This is a genomic window from Streptomyces eurythermus, from assembly GCF_014649115.1.
In the GTDB taxonomy this organism is placed as follows: domain Bacteria; phylum Actinomycetota; class Actinomycetes; order Streptomycetales; family Streptomycetaceae; genus Streptomyces; species Streptomyces eurythermus.
The window spans coordinates 67,546-84,029 of record NZ_BMSK01000019.1 but is presented as its reverse complement, the minus strand read 5'-3'; the positions used below and the strand labels follow the sequence as shown (position 1 = coordinate 84,029).

At 69.4% G+C, this 16,484-nt stretch carries 18 protein-coding genes; all 18 read left to right on the top strand.

Translation table 11 applies throughout. The features are described 5' to 3' along the window. Positions 1 to 16: 16 nt before the first annotated feature. The 18 genes from IE251_RS31355 to IE251_RS31270 all read left to right on the top strand — a co-directional run bounded on the left by IE251_RS31355 (position 17) and on the right by IE251_RS31270 (position 16,466). Positions 17 to 1,147 carry an LCP family protein gene (locus IE251_RS31355; RefSeq protein WP_189756342.1) on the top strand — a complete coding sequence of 377 codons (1,131 nt, stop codon included), beginning with the start codon at positions 17 to 19 and terminating at the stop codon, positions 1,145 to 1,147. A gap of 150 nt (positions 1,148 to 1,297) precedes the next feature. After that, positions 1,298 to 1,519, top strand: coding sequence for a 50S ribosomal protein L31 (gene rpmE / locus IE251_RS31350; RefSeq protein ID WP_030740744.1), 222 nt, complete (start codon positions 1,298 to 1,300; stop codon positions 1,517 to 1,519). A 108-nt stretch (positions 1,520 to 1,627) separates the two neighbouring features. Next, the gene (gene prfA, locus IE251_RS31345; protein ID WP_030790013.1) at positions 1,628 to 2,695 is read left to right on the top strand and encodes a peptide chain release factor 1; all 1,068 of its coding nucleotides are present in this window, start codon (positions 1,628 to 1,630) and stop codon (positions 2,693 to 2,695) included. A gap of 34 nt (positions 2,696 to 2,729) precedes the next feature. Continuing rightward, positions 2,730 to 3,575, top strand: coding sequence for a peptide chain release factor N(5)-glutamine methyltransferase (gene prmC / locus IE251_RS31340; RefSeq protein WP_030790016.1), 846 nt, complete (start codon positions 2,730 to 2,732; stop codon positions 3,573 to 3,575). 52 nt (positions 3,576 to 3,627) lie between these two features. Further along, positions 3,628 to 4,275, top strand: a complete 648-nt coding sequence (locus tag IE251_RS31335; RefSeq protein ID WP_030790024.1) for an L-threonylcarbamoyladenylate synthase — start codon at positions 3,628 to 3,630, stop codon at positions 4,273 to 4,275. After that, entirely contained in the window at positions 4,272 to 4,949 is a 678-nt protein-coding gene (locus IE251_RS31330; protein WP_030790027.1) for an arsenate reductase/protein-tyrosine-phosphatase family protein, read from the top strand. Before IE251_RS31335 ends, IE251_RS31330 begins: the two co-directional genes overlap by 4 nt. 96 nt (positions 4,950 to 5,045) lie before the next feature. Next, the gene (glyA, locus tag IE251_RS31325) at positions 5,046 to 6,284 is read left to right on the top strand and encodes a serine hydroxymethyltransferase (protein ID WP_189756341.1); all 1,239 of its coding nucleotides are present in this window, start codon (positions 5,046 to 5,048) and stop codon (positions 6,282 to 6,284) included. A 161-nt stretch (positions 6,285 to 6,445) separates the two neighbouring features. Next, positions 6,446 to 7,753: an MraY family glycosyltransferase gene (locus tag IE251_RS31320; RefSeq protein ID WP_189756340.1), complete on the top strand. Its 1,308-nt coding sequence runs from the start codon at positions 6,446 to 6,448 to the stop codon at positions 7,751 to 7,753. Positions 7,754 to 8,055: 302 nt separating this feature from the next. Next, complete coding sequence (locus IE251_RS31315; RefSeq protein WP_030610083.1) at positions 8,056 to 8,496, top strand: Cg1360 family ATP-synthase-associated protein; 441 nt, start codon at positions 8,056 to 8,058, stop codon at positions 8,494 to 8,496. Between the two features lie 210 nt (positions 8,497 to 8,706). Then, positions 8,707 to 9,543, top strand: coding sequence for a F0F1 ATP synthase subunit A (gene atpB, locus IE251_RS31310; protein WP_030790036.1), 837 nt, complete (start codon positions 8,707 to 8,709; stop codon positions 9,541 to 9,543). 72 nt (positions 9,544 to 9,615) lie between these two features. Beyond that, positions 9,616 to 9,864 (top strand): ATP synthase subunit C-like protein, encoded by a 249-nt coding sequence (locus IE251_RS31305; protein ID WP_010357477.1) that lies wholly within the window; start codon positions 9,616 to 9,618, stop codon positions 9,862 to 9,864. Between the two features lie 34 nt (positions 9,865 to 9,898). Then, positions 9,899 to 10,444, top strand: coding sequence for a F0F1 ATP synthase subunit B (locus IE251_RS31300; protein WP_030610091.1), 546 nt, complete (start codon positions 9,899 to 9,901; stop codon positions 10,442 to 10,444). Further along, positions 10,441 to 11,256 (top strand): F0F1 ATP synthase subunit delta, encoded by an 816-nt coding sequence (locus tag IE251_RS31295; protein ID WP_189756339.1) that lies wholly within the window; start codon positions 10,441 to 10,443, stop codon positions 11,254 to 11,256. Before IE251_RS31300 ends, IE251_RS31295 begins: the two co-directional genes overlap by 4 nt. A 158-nt stretch (positions 11,257 to 11,414) precedes the next feature. Next, entirely contained in the window at positions 11,415 to 13,004 is a 1,590-nt protein-coding gene (atpA, locus tag IE251_RS31290; RefSeq protein ID WP_189756338.1) for a F0F1 ATP synthase subunit alpha, read from the top strand. Between the two features lie 21 nt (positions 13,005 to 13,025). Next, positions 13,026 to 13,943 carry a F0F1 ATP synthase subunit gamma gene (locus IE251_RS31285; protein WP_189756337.1) on the top strand — a complete coding sequence of 306 codons (918 nt, stop codon included), beginning with the start codon at positions 13,026 to 13,028 and terminating at the stop codon, positions 13,941 to 13,943. Further along, positions 13,944 to 15,380, top strand: a complete 1,437-nt coding sequence (atpD, locus tag IE251_RS31280; protein WP_030790047.1) for a F0F1 ATP synthase subunit beta — start codon at positions 13,944 to 13,946, stop codon at positions 15,378 to 15,380. It abuts the gene before it with no gap. Between the two features lie 110 nt (positions 15,381 to 15,490). After that, positions 15,491 to 15,865, top strand: coding sequence for a F0F1 ATP synthase subunit epsilon (locus tag IE251_RS31275; RefSeq protein ID WP_023546729.1), 375 nt, complete (start codon positions 15,491 to 15,493; stop codon positions 15,863 to 15,865). A gap of 154 nt (positions 15,866 to 16,019) precedes the next feature. Continuing rightward, a complete protein-coding gene (locus tag IE251_RS31270; RefSeq protein WP_030610107.1) occupies positions 16,020 to 16,466 on the top strand; it encodes a DUF2550 domain-containing protein in 447 nt (148 codons plus the stop codon). The last annotated feature ends 18 nt before the right edge of the window (positions 16,467 to 16,484 follow it).

Sequence of the window (16,484 nt, the reverse complement as noted above, 5' to 3'; positions counted from 1 at the left end):
GAGACCTAGGAGCGATGTGGCCGCCGAGAGCACGCCCGCCATAACCGAGCCGGGCCCGACCGGTCCCCGCCGCCGGGGCAAGGGGCGCCGCCGCAAGGCCCCCAGCACGGCCCGCAAGGCGCTGCGCGCGACGGCCTGGACAGCGGCGGGTGTGGTCGTGCTGGGCGGCGCGGGCGCCGGGTTCGTCTACTTCAAGCTCAACGGCAACCTGCGCAGCGTCGACCTGAACCAGGCCCTCGGCACCGACCGGCCCGAGAAGGTCGACAACGGCTCCGAGAACATCCTGGTCCTCGGTTCGGACACCCGGGCCGGCACGAACAAGAAGCTCGGCGGCGGCACGGACGACGGCAGCGCCCGCTCCGACACCGCGATGATCGTCCATGTGTACGAGGGTCACAAACAGGCCAGCGTGGTCTCGATCCCCCGGGACACCCTGGTCGACCGCCCCGAGTGCACCGACACCAAGGGCACCGCCCACCCGGCCGCCACCGCCGTGATGTTCAACGAGGCGTACTCCACCGGCGGCGCGGCCTGCGCGGTCAAGACCGTCGAGTCGATCACCGGCATCCGCATGGACCACTACCTCGAGGTCGACTTCCAGGGCTTCCAGCAGCTCATCGACGACCTCGGCGGCGTGCGGATCACCACCGCCAAGCCCATCCACGACAAGCAGAGCCACCTCGACCTCGAGGCCGGTCCGCACACCCTGGACGGCGAGCAGGCCCTCGGCCTGGTCCGCACCCGGCACGGCGTGGGCGACGGCTCGGACCTGGGCCGCATCCAGCTCCAGCAGGCGTTCATCAAGGCCCTCATCGACCAGGTCAAGCACGTGGGCGTCCTCACCAACCCCAAGAAGCTCTACGACCTCGCCGACACCGCCACCAAGGCCGTCACCACCGACTCCGACCTCGGCTCGGTCAACTCCCTGATCGACTTCGCGGGCAGCCTGAAGGGCATCAGCTCCTCCCACATGAAGATGGTCACGATGCCGGTCCAGTACGACCCCGCCAACCCCAACCGGGTCCTGCTGGACACCGCCAAGGCCCAGCTGGTCTGGAACGCCCTGCGGAACGACCAGGAGATCCCGAAGGCCGCCACGGAGGGTACGGCGACGGGCGAGGCCAAGGGCGTGGTCAGCGCCCCGTAGGACGCCCCCGCGCACCCCCTGGAATAGAACGACCACACCCCCGGTTTGGGTGGATGGCACCAGTCCTGGCAGACTGGTACGTCGGCCCCGGTTCACGCCTCCGCATCCCGCGGCAGCGACCCGGCGCCCTCCCGAAACCTAGGAGACACCTTGAAGCGCGACATCCACCCCGCGTACGTCGAGACGCAGGTCAGCTGCACCTGCGGCGCGTCGTTCACCACCCGCAGCACCATCGAGTCCGGCACCATCCGGGCCGAGGTCTGCTCCGAGTGCCACCCGTTCTACACGGGCAAGCAGAAGATCCTCGACACCGGTGGCCGTGTGGCCCGCTTCGAGGCCCGCTTCGGCAAGGCCGCTGGCTCCAAGAAGTAGCGAGCCCCAATTCGCCGGTCCACGGCCACACCCGCTCACCGGCGGGTGTGCCCGGGACCGGCGTTTTTGGTCGCCGCCCTTCCCCTCACCGCAGTACAGGAGCCCAAGATGTTCGAGGCCGTCGAGGAACTCGTCGCCGAGCACGCCGATCTGGAGAAGAAGCTCGCCGACCCGTCGGTCCACTCCGACCAGGCGAACGCGCGCAAGCTGAACAAGCGCTACGCCGAGCTGACCCCGATCGTCGCCACGTACCGCTCCTGGAAGCAGACCGGCGACGACATCGAGACCGCCCGGGAGCTGGCCGCCGACGACCCCGACTTCGCCGCCGAGGTCAAGGACCTGGAGAAGCAGCGCGAGGAGCTCACCGAGAAGCTGCGCCTGCTGCTCGTCCCGCGCGACCCCAGCGACGACAAGGACGTCATCCTCGAGATCAAGGCGGGCGCGGGCGGCGACGAGTCGGCGCTCTTCGCCGGCGACCTGCTGCGGATGTACCTGCGCTACGCCGAGCGCGTCGGCTGGAAGACCGAGATCATCGACGCCACCGAGTCCGAGCTGGGCGGCTACAAGGACGTCCAGGTCGCGGTGAAGGCCCGCGGGCAGATCGAGCCCGGCCAGGGCGTCTGGGCCCGGCTGAAGTACGAGGGCGGAGTGCACCGCGTCCAGCGCGTCCCGGCGACCGAGTCCCAGGGCCGCATCCACACCTCGGCGGCCGGCGTGCTCGTCACCCCGGAGGCCGAGGAGGTGGACGTGGAGATCAACCCCAACGACCTCCGCATCGACGTCTACCGGTCCTCCGGCCCCGGCGGCCAGTCCGTGAACACCACCGACTCCGCCGTGCGCATCACGCACCTGCCGACCGGCGTCGTCGCCTCCTGCCAGAACGAGAAGAGCCAGCTGCAGAACAAGGAGCAGGCCCTGCGCATCCTGCGCTCCAGGCTGCTCGCCATGGCCCAGGAGGAGGCGGAGCGGGAGGCCGCCGACGCCCGCCGCAGCCAGGTCCGCACCGTCGACCGCTCCGAGAAGATCCGCACCTACAACTTCCCGGAGAACCGCATCTCGGACCACCGCGTCGGCTTCAAGGCGTACAACCTGGACCAGGTCCTGGACGGCGACCTCGACGCGGTCATCCAGGCCTGCGTCGACGCCGACTCGGCGGCGAAGCTCGCCGCCGCGTAAACCCGTACGCACGAGTACGACACGGAGGAGACGCGTGAACCTGCTGCTCGCCGAGGTGGCCCAGGCCACCCAGCGGCTGGCCGACGCCGGTGTGCCCTCGCCGCGCAACGATGCGGAGGAGCTGGCCGCGTTCGTGCACGGCGTGAAGCGCGGTCAGCTGCACTCCGTGAAGGACGCCGACTTCGACGCCCGGTACTGGGAGGTCATCGCCCGGCGCGAGCAGCGCGAGCCGCTCCAGCACATCACCGGGCGGGCCTACTTCCGCTACCTGGAGCTCCAGGTCGGGCCGGGCGTGTTCGTGCCCCGGCCGGAGACCGAGTCCGTGGTCGGCTGGGCCATAGACGCCGTACGCGCCATGGACGTCGTCGAGCCGTGCATCGTCGACCTGTGCACCGGCTCCGGCGCCATCGCGCTCGCCCTCGCCCAGGAGGTGCCGCGCTCGCGGGTGCACGCCGTGGAGCTGTCCGAGGACGCCCTGGTGTGGACCCGGAAGAACATGGCCGGCTCCCGCGTCGACCTGCGCCAGGGCGACGCGCTGACCGCCTTCCCGGACCTCGACGGGCAGGTGGACCTCGTCATCTCCAACCCGCCGTACATCCCGCTCACCGAATGGGAGTACGTCGCCCCGGAGGCCCGCGACTACGACCCGGAGCTGGCGCTGTTCTCCGGTGAGGACGGACTCGACCTCATCCGGGGCCTGGAACGCACCGCGCACCGTCTGCTGCGCCCCGGCGGCGTCGTCGTGATCGAGCACGCCGACACCCAGGGCGGCCAGGTGCCGTGGATCTTCACCGAGGAGCGGGGCTGGGCCGACGCGGCCGACCACCCCGACCTCAACAACCGGCCGCGCTTCGCCACCGCCCGCAAGGCGCTGCCGTGACCACTGAGACGACTTCCATCCCGCAGTACGTGTACGAGGAGGCCCGCTAGCCATGGCACGGCGATACGACACCAACGACGCGACCGACCGCGTGACGGGTCTGCGCGAGGCCGCGTCCGCCGTCCGCCGCGGCGAGCTGGTGGTGCTGCCGACCGACACGGTCTACGGCATCGGCGCCGACGCGTTCTCCTCGCAGGCGGTCGCCGACCTGCTCGACGCCAAGGGCCGGGGGCGCGGCATGCCCACCCCCGTCCTCATCGGCTCCCCGAACACCCTGCACGGCCTGGTCACGGACTTCTCCGAGCTGGCCTGGGAACTGGTCGACGCGTTCTGGCCGGGCGCGCTGACGCTCGTCGCCAAGCACCAGCCCTCCCTCCAGTGGGACCTCGGCGACACCCGGGGCACGGTCGCCGTGCGCATGCCGCTGCACCCGGTCGCCATCGAACTGCTCACCGACGTCGGGCCGATGGCCGTCTCCTCGGCGAACCTCACCGGCCACCCGGCGCCGGAGGACTGCGACGCCGCCCAGGACATGCTCGGCGACTCCGTCTCCGTCTACCTCGACGGCGGCCCCACCCCCGACAACGCGCCGTCGTCCATCGTGGACGTCACCCGCCGGGTGCCGGTGCTGCTGCGCGAGGGCGCGCTCTCCGCGGAGGAGCTGCGCAAGGTCGTACCCGACCTCGAGGTGGCGAATTGACGGCCCCTGGGACGGGGCGCGGCATAGGCGGCGGGAGCTGGAGCGCGGAGGAGACGACGACGTTCGGGTTCCCCCGCGACACCTTCCGCATCCTCCACGTCAGCACCGGCAATGTGTGCCGCTCGCCCATCACCGAACGGCTGACCCGCCACTTCGTCGCGGAGCGGCTCGGCGTGCTCGGCGGCGGGCTGATCGTGGAGAGCGCGGGCACCTGGGGCCACGAGGGCGCGCCCATGGAGTCCCACGCGGAGACCGTGCTGGCCGAGTTCGGCGCGGACGCCTCCGGCTTCGTCGGCCGGGAACTGCTGGACGAGCACGTGATCAGGGCCGACCTGGTGCTGACCGCCACCCGTGACCACCGCGCCCAGGTCATCTCCATGGGCCATTCGGCGGGCCTGCGCACCTTCACCCTGAAGGAGTTCACCCGCCTGGTCCGGGCGATAGATCCGGCCACCCTGCCGCCGCTGGAGGACGGCGTGGTCATGCGGGCCCGGGCGCTGGTGCGGGCCGCGGCGGCGCTGCGCGGCTGGCTGCTCGCCCCGAACGCCGAGGCGGACGAGGTGTACGACCCCTACGGCGCGCCCCTGACGTTCTTCCGCTCCATCGGCGACGAGATACGGGACGCCCTGGACCCGGTGGTGACGGCGCTGACGGGGGTTCCGGCGCGGACGTAGGGCGCGGGAGCGCCCCCTGCGGGGCGACACCGGGCGACCCCCGCGGGTCCGGCCTACATTGGACGTACGTCACCGCCGACCGCCCGGGAGCCCGCCATGTCGGTCACCCACACCCTCGAGACCGACGTCCTGCGCCGGCAGGACCCGGCGTTGGCCGAACTCCTGCTCGGCGAACTGGCACGGCAGTCGACCACCCTCCAGCTGATCGCCGCCGAGAACTTCTGCTCCCCGGCCGTCCTCGCCGCCCTCGGGTCCGCGTTCGCCAACAAGTACGCCGAGGGTTACCCCGGCGCCCGCCACCACGGCGGCTGCGAGATCGTCGACGTCGCCGAGCGCGCCGCCATGGACCGCGCCAAGGCCCTGTTCGGCGCCGAGCACGCCAACGTCCAGCCGCACTCCGGCTCCTCGGCCGTACTGGCCGCCTACGCGGCCCTGCTGTGCCCCGGCGACACCGTCCTCGCCCTCGGCCTGCCCTACGGCGGCCACCTCACCCATGGCTCGCCGGCCAACTTCTCCGGCCGCTGGTTCGACTTCGTCGGCTACGGCGTCGACGCCGAGACCGGGCTGATCGACCACGACCAGGTGCGCCACCTGGCGCGCAACCACCGGCCCAAGGCCATCGTGTGCGGCTCCATCGCCTACCCCCGCCACCCGGACTACGCCTTCTTCCGGGAGGTCGCCGACGAGGTCGGGGCCTATCTGATCGCGGACGCCGGCCATCCCATCGGGCTGGTCGCCGGGGGAGCGGCGCCCAACCCGGTGCCGTACGCGGACATCGTCTGCGCGACCACCCACAAGGTGCTGCGCGGCCCGCGCGGCGGGATGATCCTGTGCGGGGCCGAGCTGGCCCGGCGGGTGGACCGGGCCGTGTTCCCGTTCACCCAGGGCGGCGCCCAGATGCACACCATCGCCGCGAAGGCGGTCGCGTTCGGCGAGGCGGCGACACCGGAGTTCGCCGGGTACGCCCATCGGGTGGTCGCCAACGCGCGGGTGCTGGCCGGTCACCTGGCCGCGGAGGGGCTGGCCGTCACCACCGGCGGCACGGACACCCACCTGATCACCGCGGACCCGGCCCCGCTCGGCGTGGACGGCCGTAGCGCGCGGGGCCGGCTGCTCGCGGCCGGGCTGGTGCTGGACTGCTGTGTGCTGCCGCACGGCGACGGCCGCGGCCTGCGCCTGGGCACGGCGGCGGTGACCACCCAGGGCATGGGGGAGCCGGAGATGGTGCGGATCGCGGCGCTGCTGGCGGCCGTGCTGCGCGGGGAGACGGAGCCGGCCCGGGCCCGGGAGGAGGTGCGCGCGCTCACCGGCCGGTTCCCGCCGTATCCCGCCTGAACGGGGGTAGACGGGGTCCCGTACCTCCCGGTGTGGACGGGTCCGGGCCGTGGCGTACGGCACGGTGTGCAACCCTCGTCGCTACCCGGCCGTCCTCATCCATATGCATCCGTCGCTAGGGTGTGAGGCTGTGATGGCCAGCGAGACCTGTGGGGAAGCCCGTGCGTGAATACCTGCTGACGCTCTGCATCACGGCCGCGGTGACGTATCTGCTGACGGGGCCGGTACGGAAGTTCGCGATCGTGGCCGGGGCGATGCCGGAGATCCGGGCCCGGGACGTGCACCGGGAACCCACTCCGCGTCTCGGCGGCATCGCGATGTTCTTCGGACTGTGCGCGGGCCTGCTGGTCGCGGACCACCTGACGAACCTCAACGAGGTCTTCGCCAAGTCCAACGAGCCGCGGGCGCTGCTCTCCGGGGCCGCGCTGATCTGGCTGATCGGCGTCCTGGACGACAAGTTCGAGATCGACGCGCTGATCAAGCTGGGCGGCCAGATGATCGCCGCAGGCGTGATGGTCATGCAGGGTCTGACGATCCTGTGGCTGCCCATCCCGGGCGTCGGCAACGTCGCGCTGACCCAGTGGCAGGGCACGCTGCTGACGGTGGCTTTGGTGGTCATCACGATCAACGCGGTGAACTTCGTGGACGGCCTGGACGGGCTCGCGGCCGGCATGGTGTGCATCGCGGCGGGCGCGTTCTTCCTGTACGCCTACCGGATCTGGTACTCGTACGGCATCGAGGCCGCCGCCCCCGGCACGCTGTTCGCCGCCATCCTGATGGGCATGTGCCTGGGCTTCCTGCCGCACAACATGCACCCGGCGCGGATCTTCATGGGCGACTCGGGTTCGATGCTGATCGGCCTGGTGCTGTCGGCGGGCGCGATCTCGATCACCGGGCAGGTGGACCCGGACGCCCTGGCGCTGTTCACCGGTTCGGAGAAGGCGGCGGTGCACCAGACGGTGCCGGTCTACATCCCGCTGCTGCTCCCGCTGACCATCATCGCCGTACCGGCCGCCGACCTGGTGCTCGCCATCGTCCGGCGCACCTGGCGCGGCCAGTCCCCGTTCGCCGCCGACCGCGGCCATCTGCACCACCGCCTGCTGGAGATCGGCCACTCGCACAGCCGGGCCGTGCTGATCATGTACTTCTGGTCGGCGCTGATCGGCTTCGGGGCGCTGGCGTACTCGGTCAACTCGGCGTCGATGTGGATCGTCCTGGGTGTGGTCTTCCTCAGCGCGGTCGGTCTGGTCCTGCTGCTGCTCCCGCGCTTCACGCCGCGCGTGCCGCTGTGGGCCCAGCGGTTCGTCCCGCCGCGCTACCGCAGGCGCTCCGTCCCCGCGGCCGCCGCGGACTCCGACGCCCCGGAGGTCACGGAGAGCGAGGAGCGGTCCCCGGTCACGGCCGGGGTCTCCGGCGTCAACGGGGCGACCGCGATCGGCGCCCGATCGCGTTTCCTCGACCGTCGCTGATACGCCCAAGGTAAGAATCTGACTAGAGCATTGCCAACTCGTGGGGGAGCAAAGCGCCCTAATACCAGACAAGTGGGCGGCGTTTTTGCACAGACGGGCAGCTTCACTCTCATGTGTGACAGCAAGCACACCCAACAGGTAAAGACCTCATCAAATAGTTTGTGATACGGTTCACGAGAACCCCGGATAGGACCGAAGGACCTGAGTGCGACGGTCCGTAGGTGTGAGATCTCGATCACTCGGTCCGGGACTACGCTCGTCCATGACGACACCCTGCCCCCTGTGAAAGCGGAGTTGCCGCCATGCCGTCCAATGACGCCCGGATCCTGGCCCAGGCCGCAGTGCCCACGGCTGCCGTCGGTGTGATCGCCGCCGTCGTCAGCGCCGTGGTCGCCGGCGGCAAGGGGGCGATCGGGGCCGTCGTGGGGACGCTGGTGGTGATCGTCTTCATGGGGCTCGGCCTCTACGTGCTCCAGCGCACCGCCAAATCCTTTCCCCAGCTGTTCCAGATGATGGGCCTGATGCTCTACGCGGCCCAACTGCTGCTGCTGGTCATCTTCGTCGCCTTGTTCAAGAACACGACGCTGTTCAACCCCCGGGCCTTCGCCATCACGCTCGTGGTCGCCACCCTCGCGTGGATCGCCGCGCAGACGCGTGCCCACATGAAGGCCAAGATCCTCTACGTCGATCCCGATGCCTCGTCGAAGGGCGACAAGCCCGAGAAGACAGGGCATTCGTCGTGAGAGGTAGGGCCGGGATAAAGGCGCACGAGAGATGCTGCTATCGTCCGGTGCCAACTGCGGCATCGCGGGCGCGGGCATCTGAGCTGACGCCTGCTCGAACGCGAGGCGAGATGCCCCACAGCCGCCCCCACATCCGTAACACCAGTCCCGTGCCGACCCGCGGCCGTGCGCCGCGCCGACACAACGAGGTTGCCGTACCTATGCGCCACGATGAAGGAGCCCGCGGTGAGTGCTGACCCGACGCAGACGCTCGCTTTCGACACGAGCTGCCACCTGTTCGACGGGTGCGGCTTCCCGGCTCCGGGCCTGCACTCGTTCCTGTTCAAGCCGCTCTGGGGCGACGCGGACAGCAACTTGTACTTCAACAAGACGATGCTGCTGGCGCTCCTCGGTTCCATCATCATCGTGGGCTTCTTCTGGGCCGCCTTCGCCAAGCCGAAGGTCGTCCCGGGCAAGCTCCAGATGGTGGCCGAGTCCGGTTACGACTTCATCCGCCGCGGCGTCGTCTACGAGACCATCGGCAAGAAGGAAGGCGAGAAGTACGTCCCGCTGGTCGTCTCGCTGTTCTTCTTCGTCTGGATGATGAACCTCTGGTCGGTCATCCCGGTGGCGCAGTTCCCGGTGACCTCGATCATCTCGTACCCCGCCATCCTGGCCGGAATCGTCTACATCCTCTGGGTCGGGCTGACCTTCAAGCGGCACGGCTTCGTGGGCGCCTTCAAGAACTTCACCGGCTACGACAAGTCCCTCGGCGCGGTCCTCCCGCTGTCGATGACGATCGAGCTGTTCTCGAACCTCCTCGTGCGGCCCTTCACCCACGCCGTCCGACTCTTCGCGAACATGTTCGCCGGTCACACGCTGCTGCTGCTCTTCACGATCGCCAGCTGGTACATGCTGAACGGCATCGGCATCGCCTACTCCGCCGTCTCGTTCGTGATGGTCATCGTGATGACCGCCTTCGAGCTCTTCATCCAGGCTGTCCAGGCGTACGTCTTCGTACTGCTGACCTGCAGCTTCATCCAGGGCGCGCTCGCCGAGCACCACTGAGCGACCCGACCACCCACCCAGACATCCGGTGGCCAACCCCCACCGGTCATTGAAAGAGAAGGAAGAACCGGCATGTCCGCTCTCCAGACCCTTGCCGCCGGCGTCGAGATCAAGGGCAACCTCGGCTCCATCGGTTACGGCCTCGCCGCCATCGGCCCGGGCGTCGGCGTCGGCATCATCTTCGGTAACGGCACCCAGGCCCTCGCCCGCCAGCCCGAGGCGGCCGGTCTGATCCGCGCCAACCAGATCCTGGGCTTCGCCTTCTGTGAGGCGCTCGCCCTGATCGGTCTGGTCATGCCGTTCGTCTACCCGAGCGCCTGATCCGACCGTCGCCCTTTAGACGAAAGGCACTGATATGAGCCCCCTGGTTCAGCTTGCGGCTGAGGAGGCCGAGAACCCCCTCATCCCGCCGATCCCAGAGCTCGTCATCGGCCTGATCGCCTTCGTCATCGTCTTCGGCTTCCTCGCCAAGAAGCTCCTCCCGAACATCAACAAGGTTCTGGAAGAGCGCCGCGAGGCCATCGAGGGCGGTATCGAAAAGGCCGAGGCCGCGCAGACCGAGGCCCAGAGCGTCCTTGAGCAGTACAAGGCCCAGCTCGCCGAGGCCCGGCACGAGGCCGCGCGCCTGCGTCAGGAGGCGCAGGAGCAGGGTGCCGCGCTCATCGCCGAGATGCGGGCCGAAGGCCAGCGCCAGCGCGAGGAGATCGTCGCCGCCGGTCACGCGCAGATCGAGGCCGACCGCAAGGCCGCCGCGTCCGCGCTGCGCCAGGACGTCGGCCGGCTCGCCACCGAACTGGCCGGCAAGCTCGTCGGCGAGTCCCTTGAGGACCACGCCCGTCAGAGCCGTGTGATCGACCGCTTCCTCGACGAGCTCGAGGAGAAGGCCGAGGCCACGCGATGAACGGAGCGAGCCGCGAGGCACTGGCAGCCGCACGGGAGCGTCTGGACGCGCTGACGGACTCCACGTCCGTGGACGCCGCGCAGCTCGCCGACGAGCTGGCGGCCGTCACCGCGCTGCTCGACCGCGAGGCCGGCCTGCGCCGGGTCCTCACCGACCCGGCGCAGCCCGGAGAGGCGAAGGCCCAGCTGGTCCAGCGTCTGATCGGCGGCCAGGTCAGCGGCCCGACCGCCGACCTGCTGTCCGGGCTGGCCCGGTCCCGCTGGTCGCAGCCGCGCGACCTGGTGGACGCGCTGGAGGAACTGGCGGACATCGCCGACCTCACGGCCGCGGAGAAGACGGGCACGCTCGACGACGTCGAGGACGAGCTGTTCCGGTTCGGCCGGATCGTCTCCTCCAGCACCGAACTGCGCGCCGCGCTCACCGACCGCGCCGCCGGCACCTCGGCCAAGACCGAGCTGCTGCACCGGCTGCTGGGCGGACGGGCCAAGCCGGCCACCGAGCGACTGGTGACGCGCCTGGCCACCGCGCCGCGTGGACGTAGCCTGGAAGCGGGACTGGAGTCCCTGTCCAAGCTCGCCGCCGAACGCCGGAACCGCGTGGTCGCCGTCGTCACCTCGGCGGTGCCGCTGAGCGACGGGCAGAAGCAGCGCCTCGGCGCCGCCCTGACCAAGCTCTACGGCCGTCGGATGCACCTCAACCTGGACGTCGACCCCGAGGTCATCGGCGGCATCCGGGTGCAGGTCGGTGACGAGGTCATCAACGGCTCCCTCGCGGACCGGCTCGACGAGGCCGCCCGCCGCATGGCGAGCTAGCAGCAACTCGATAGACCGGTCTTTCGGCAGAGTCCGAGAGACGCAGTACGTACTTACGGCCCTGGTTGGGCCGTGCAGAGGATTCACCTCCTGTTGGGGGGAGTCCCCATCCCCCCAAAGTGAAACTTCGGGCCCAACAAGGAGAGCAGGGAACCCAGATGGCGGAGCTCACGATCCGGCCGGAGGAGATCCGGGACGCGCTGGAGAACTTCGTCCAGTCGTACAAGCCGGACGCGGCCTCGCGCGAGGAGGTCGGTACGGTCACCCTTGCCGGCGACGGCATCGCGAAGGTCGAGGGCCTGCCCTCGGCCATGGCCAACGAACTGCTGAAGTTCGAGGACGGCACCCTCGGCCTGGCGCTGAACCTGGAAGAGCGCGAGATCGGCGCCATCGTCCTCGGTGAGTTCAGCGGCATCGAGGAGGGTCAGCCGGTCACCCGTACCGGTGAGGTCCTCTCCGTCGCGGTCGGCGAGGGCTACCTCGGCCGTGTCGTCGACCCGCTCGGCAACCCGATCGACGGCCTCGGCGAGATCGAGACCGACGGCCGCCGCGCCCTCGAGCTGCAGGCCCCCACGGTCATGCAGCGCAAGTCGGTGCACGAGCCGATGGAGACGGGCTACAAGGCCGTCGACGCGATGACCCCGATCGGCCGTGGTCAGCGTCAGCTGATCATCGGTGACCGCCAGACCGGCAAGACCGCCCTGGCCGTCGACACGATCATCAACCAGCGCGACAACTGGCGCTCGGGCGACCCCAAGAAGCAGGTCCGCTGCATCTACGTCGCCATCGGCCAGAAGGGCTCCACCATCGCGTCGGTCCGCCGCGCGCTGGAGGAGAACGGCGCGCTGGAGTACACGACCATCGTCGCCGCCCCGGCGTCCGACCCGGCCGGCTTCAAGTACCTGGCGCCGTACACCGGTTCGGCCATCGGCCAGCACTGGATGTACCAGGGCAAGCACGTCCTGATCATCTTCGACGACCTGTCGAAGCAGGCCGACGCCTACCGCGCCGTGTCGCTGCTGCTGCGCCGCCCGCCGGGCCGTGAGGCCTACCCGGGTGACGTCTTCTACCTGCACTCCCGTCTGCTGGAGCGCTGCGCGAAGCTCTCCGACGACATGGGTGCGGGTTCGATGACCGGTCTGCCGATCGTCGAGACCAAGGCCAACGACGTCTCGGCGTTCATCCCGACCAACGTCATCTCCATCACCGACGGCCAGTGCTTCCTGGAGTCGGACCTGTTCAACGCCGGTCAGCGCCCCGCGCTGAACGTCGGTATCTCCGTCTCCCGAGTCGGTGGTTCCGCCCAGCACAAGGCGATGAAGCAGGTCTCCGGCCGCCTCCGCGTCGACCTCGCCCAGTTCCGTGAGCTGGAGGCCTTCGCCGCCTTCGGTTCCGACCTGGACGCCGCCTCCAAGGCCCAGCTGGAGCGCGGTCAGCGCATGGTCGAGCTGCTGAAGCAGGACCAGTACCAGCCGATGTCCACCGAGGACCAGGTCGTCTCCGTCTGGGCCGGCACCACCGGCAAGATGGACGACGTTCCGGTCGCCGACATCCGCCGCTTCGAGAAGGAGCTGCTGGAGTACCTGCACCGCAGCGAGCAGGGCCTCATGACCTCCATCCGCGAGGGCGGCAAGATGTCCGACGACACCCTCACGGCCGTCGCCGACGCGATCGCGGACTTCAAGAAGCAGTTCGAGACCTCGGACGGCAAGCTGCTCGGCGAGGACGCCCCGTCCGCCGCCAAGTGACGTAAGGAAGGGACCTGACTCATGGGAGCCCAGCTCCGGGTCTATAAGCGTCGCATCCGATCCGTCACCGCGACCAAGAAGATCACGAAGGCGATGGAGATGATCGCCGCCTCGCGCGTCGTCAAGGCGCAGCGCAAGGTGGCGGCCTCCACTCCTTACGCGACCGAGCTGACGCGCGCGGTCACGGCGGTCGGTACGGGTTCGAACACCAAGCACCCGCTCACCACCGAGGCGGACAACCCGACCCGCGCCGCGGTCCTGCTCCTCACGAGCGACCGCGGTCTGGCCGGCGCCTTCAACTCCAACGCCATCAAGGCGGCGGAGCAGCTGACCGAGCGCCTGGAGCGCGAGGGCAGGCAGGTCGACACGTACATCGTCGGCCGGCGCGGTGTCGCGCACTACAACTTCCGTGAGCGCAAGATCGCGGAGTCGTGGAGCGGCTTCACCGACGAGCCGACGTACGCGGATGCCAAGAAGGTGGCGGCGCCGCTGATCGAGGCCATCCAGAAGGACACGGCCGAGGGTGGTGTGGACGAGCTCCACATCGTCTTCACCGAGTTCGTCTCGATGATGACGCAGACGGCGCTCGACGCCCGGCTGCTGCCGCTGCGCCTCGACGAGGTCGCCGAGGAGGTCAAGCCGCAGGGCGAGATCCTCCCGCTGTACGACTTCGAGCCCTCGGCGGAGGACGTCCTCGACGCCCTGCTGCCGCGCTATGTGGAGAGCCGCGTGTACAACGCGCTGCTCCAGTCGGCCGCTTCGAAGCACGCCGCCACGCGGCGCGCGATGAAGTCGGCCACCGACAACGCGGGCGAGCTGATCAACACGCTCTCCCGTCTTGCCAACGCGGCCCGCCAGGCCGAAATCACCCAGGAAATCAGCGAGATCGTCGGTGGCGCGAGCGCCCTGGCCGACGCGACCGCGGGGAGTGACCGATAAATGACCACCACTGTTGAGACCGCGACGGCTACGGGCCGCGTCGCCCGGGTCATCGGCCCGGTCGTCGACGTGGAGTTCCCCGTCGACGCGATGCCGGAGATCTACAACGCCCTCCACGTCGAGGTCGCCGACCCGGCGAACGAGGGTCAGAAGAAGACCCTGACCCTGGAGGTCGCCCAGCACCTGGGTGACGGCCTGGTCCGCACCATCTCCATGCAGCCGACCGACGGTCTGGTCCGCCAGGCCCCGGTCGTCGACACCGGCGACGGCATCACCGTCCCGGTCGGCGACTTCACCAAGGGCAAGGTGTTCAACACCCTCGGTGAGGTGCTGAACGTCGACGAGCGGTACGAGGGCGAGCGCTGGTCCATCCACCGCAAGGCCCCGAACTTCGACGAGCTCGAGTCGAAGACCGAGATGTTCGAGACCGGTGTCAAGGTCATCGACCTGCTGACCCCGTACGTCAAGGGCGGCAAGATCGGTCTGTTCGGCGGCGCCGGCGTCGGCAAGACGGTGCTCATCCAGGAGATGATCTACCGTGTCGCCAACAACCACGACGGTGTCTCCGTGTTCGCCGGTGTCGGCGAGCGCACCCGTGAGGGCAACGACCTGATCGAGGAGATGTCCGACTCGGGCGTCATCGACAAGACCGCGCTGGTCTTCGGTCAGATGGACGAGCCCCCGGGCACCCGTCTGCGCGTCGCGCTGGCCGGCCTCACCATGGCCGAGTACTTCCGTGACGTCCAGAAGCAGGACGTGCTGTTCTTCATCGACAACATCTTCCGCTTCACGCAGGCCGGTTCCGAGGTCTCCACGCTGCTCGGCCGCATGCCGTCCGCGGTGGGTTACCAGCCGAACCTGGCCGACGAGATGGGCCTCCTCCAGGAGCGCATCACCTCGACCCGCGGTCACTCGATCACCTCGATGCAGGCGATCTACGTCCCCGCCGACGACCTGACCGACCCGGCCCCGGCGACCACCTTCGCCCACCTCGACGCGACGACGGTTCTGTCCCGTCCGATCTCCGAGAAGGGCATCTACCCGGCCGTGGACCCGCTGGACTCCACGTCCCGGATCCTGGACCCGCGCTACATCTCGCAGGACCACTACAACGCGGCCATGCGCGTGAAGACGATCCTGCAGAAGTACAAGGACCTCCAGGACATCATCGCGATCCTCGGTATCGACGAGCTGGGCGAGGAGGACAAGCTGGTCGTCCACCGCGCCCGTCGGGTGGAGCGCTTCCTGTCCCAGAACACCCACGTCGCCAAGCAGTTCACCGGCGTGGACGGCTCGGACGTGCCGCTGGACGAGTCGATCGCCGCGTTCAACGCGATCTGCGACGGCGAGTACGACCACTTCCCCGAGCAGGCCTTCTTCATGTGCGGTGGTCTCGACGACCTCAAGAAGAACGCCAAGGAGCTGGGCGTCTCCTGAGCCCCGTGCTCGACCGAGGGGGCGGGCGCGTCCCGCCCCCTCACCCACGCCCACTAGAATTGACCCCAACACCCGGCGCCCCTGCCGGGTGGTGACCCGAGGAGCCACTCTTGGCTGCTGAGCTGCACGTCGAGCTGGTCGCCGCCGACCGCCAGGTCTGGTCCGGCGAGGCCACCCTGGTCGTCGCGCGCACCACGTCCGGCGACATCGGCGTCATGCCCGGTCACCAGCCGCTGCTCGGTGTGCTGGAGTCGGGCCCGGTGACCATCCGTACGAGTGAAGGTGGAACGGTCGTCGCCGCGGTGCACGGCGGTTTCATCTCGTTCGCGGACAACAAGCTGTCCCTGCTGGCCGAGATCGCCGAGCTGTCGGACGAGATCGACGTCCAGCGCACGGAGCGGGAGCTGGAGCGGGCGAAGGCGGAGGGCGACGCCGCCGCCGAGCGCCGCGCGGACGTCCGACTGCGTGCTGCGGCGGCGCGCTGAACCAGCCGCGCGGTACGTTGACGTCACTCAGCCGCGGCCGGCCCGGAGCAATCCGGTGCCGGTCGCGGCTGAGGCAGATGTGGGTGTTTTTTCCGTTTCATTACTCAAATACAGAAGCAGTTCCACCAACTAGGAGACGAGGAGGTCGGTGCCGATGGTCCTCGCTCTGACTGTGTGCGGAATCGTGGTCGCGCTCGTGGTGGTGGGGCTGTTCCTGTTCGGGCTGCGGCGCCGGCTCATCCAGCGCTCCGGCGGGACCTTCGACTGCTCGCTGCGCTGGGACATCCCGGAGAAACCGGATACGGGCGGCAAGGGCTGGTCCTACGGCGTCGCCCGCTACAACGGCGACCGCATCGAGTGGTACCGGGTCTTCTCCTACGCCGTCCGCCCCCGCCGGGTTCTGGAGCGGGCGCAGATCGAGGTGGCCGGGCGCCGGCTGCCCGAGGGCGAGGAGGAACTGGCGCTGCTGTCCGACGCGGTGGTGCTGGCCTGTACGCATCGGGGCACCCGCCTCGAACTCGCCATGAGCGAAGACGCGCTGACCGGATTTCTCGCGTGGCTGGAAGCAGCCCCGCCCGGTCAGCGCGTCAACGTCGCTTAAGAGCTTTTCTTACGGGTC

Coding starts and splice junctions, on each gene's coding strand:
- atpA (WP_189756338.1), top strand. CDS start 11,415: ATGGCGGAGCTCACGATCCGGCCGGAGGAGATCCGGGACGCGCTGGAG.
- IE251_RS31295 (WP_189756339.1), top strand. CDS start 10,441: ATGAACGGAGCGAGCCGCGAGGCACTGGCAGCCGCACGGGAGCGTCTG.
- glyA (WP_189756341.1), top strand. CDS start 5,046: ATGTCGGTCACCCACACCCTCGAGACCGACGTCCTGCGCCGGCAGGAC.
- IE251_RS31305 (WP_010357477.1), top strand. CDS start 9,616: ATGTCCGCTCTCCAGACCCTTGCCGCCGGCGTCGAGATCAAGGGCAAC.
- atpB (WP_030790036.1), top strand. CDS start 8,707: ATGAAGGAGCCCGCGGTGAGTGCTGACCCGACGCAGACGCTCGCTTTC.
- IE251_RS31315 (WP_030610083.1), top strand. CDS start 8,056: ATGCCGTCCAATGACGCCCGGATCCTGGCCCAGGCCGCAGTGCCCACG.
- IE251_RS31335 (WP_030790024.1), top strand. CDS start 3,628: ATGGCACGGCGATACGACACCAACGACGCGACCGACCGCGTGACGGGT.
- prfA (WP_030790013.1), top strand. CDS start 1,628: ATGTTCGAGGCCGTCGAGGAACTCGTCGCCGAGCACGCCGATCTGGAG.
- IE251_RS31285 (WP_189756337.1), top strand. CDS start 13,026: ATGGGAGCCCAGCTCCGGGTCTATAAGCGTCGCATCCGATCCGTCACC.
- IE251_RS31300 (WP_030610091.1), top strand. CDS start 9,899: ATGAGCCCCCTGGTTCAGCTTGCGGCTGAGGAGGCCGAGAACCCCCTC.
- atpD (WP_030790047.1), top strand. CDS start 13,944: ATGACCACCACTGTTGAGACCGCGACGGCTACGGGCCGCGTCGCCCGG.
- IE251_RS31270 (WP_030610107.1), top strand. CDS start 16,020: ATGGTCCTCGCTCTGACTGTGTGCGGAATCGTGGTCGCGCTCGTGGTG.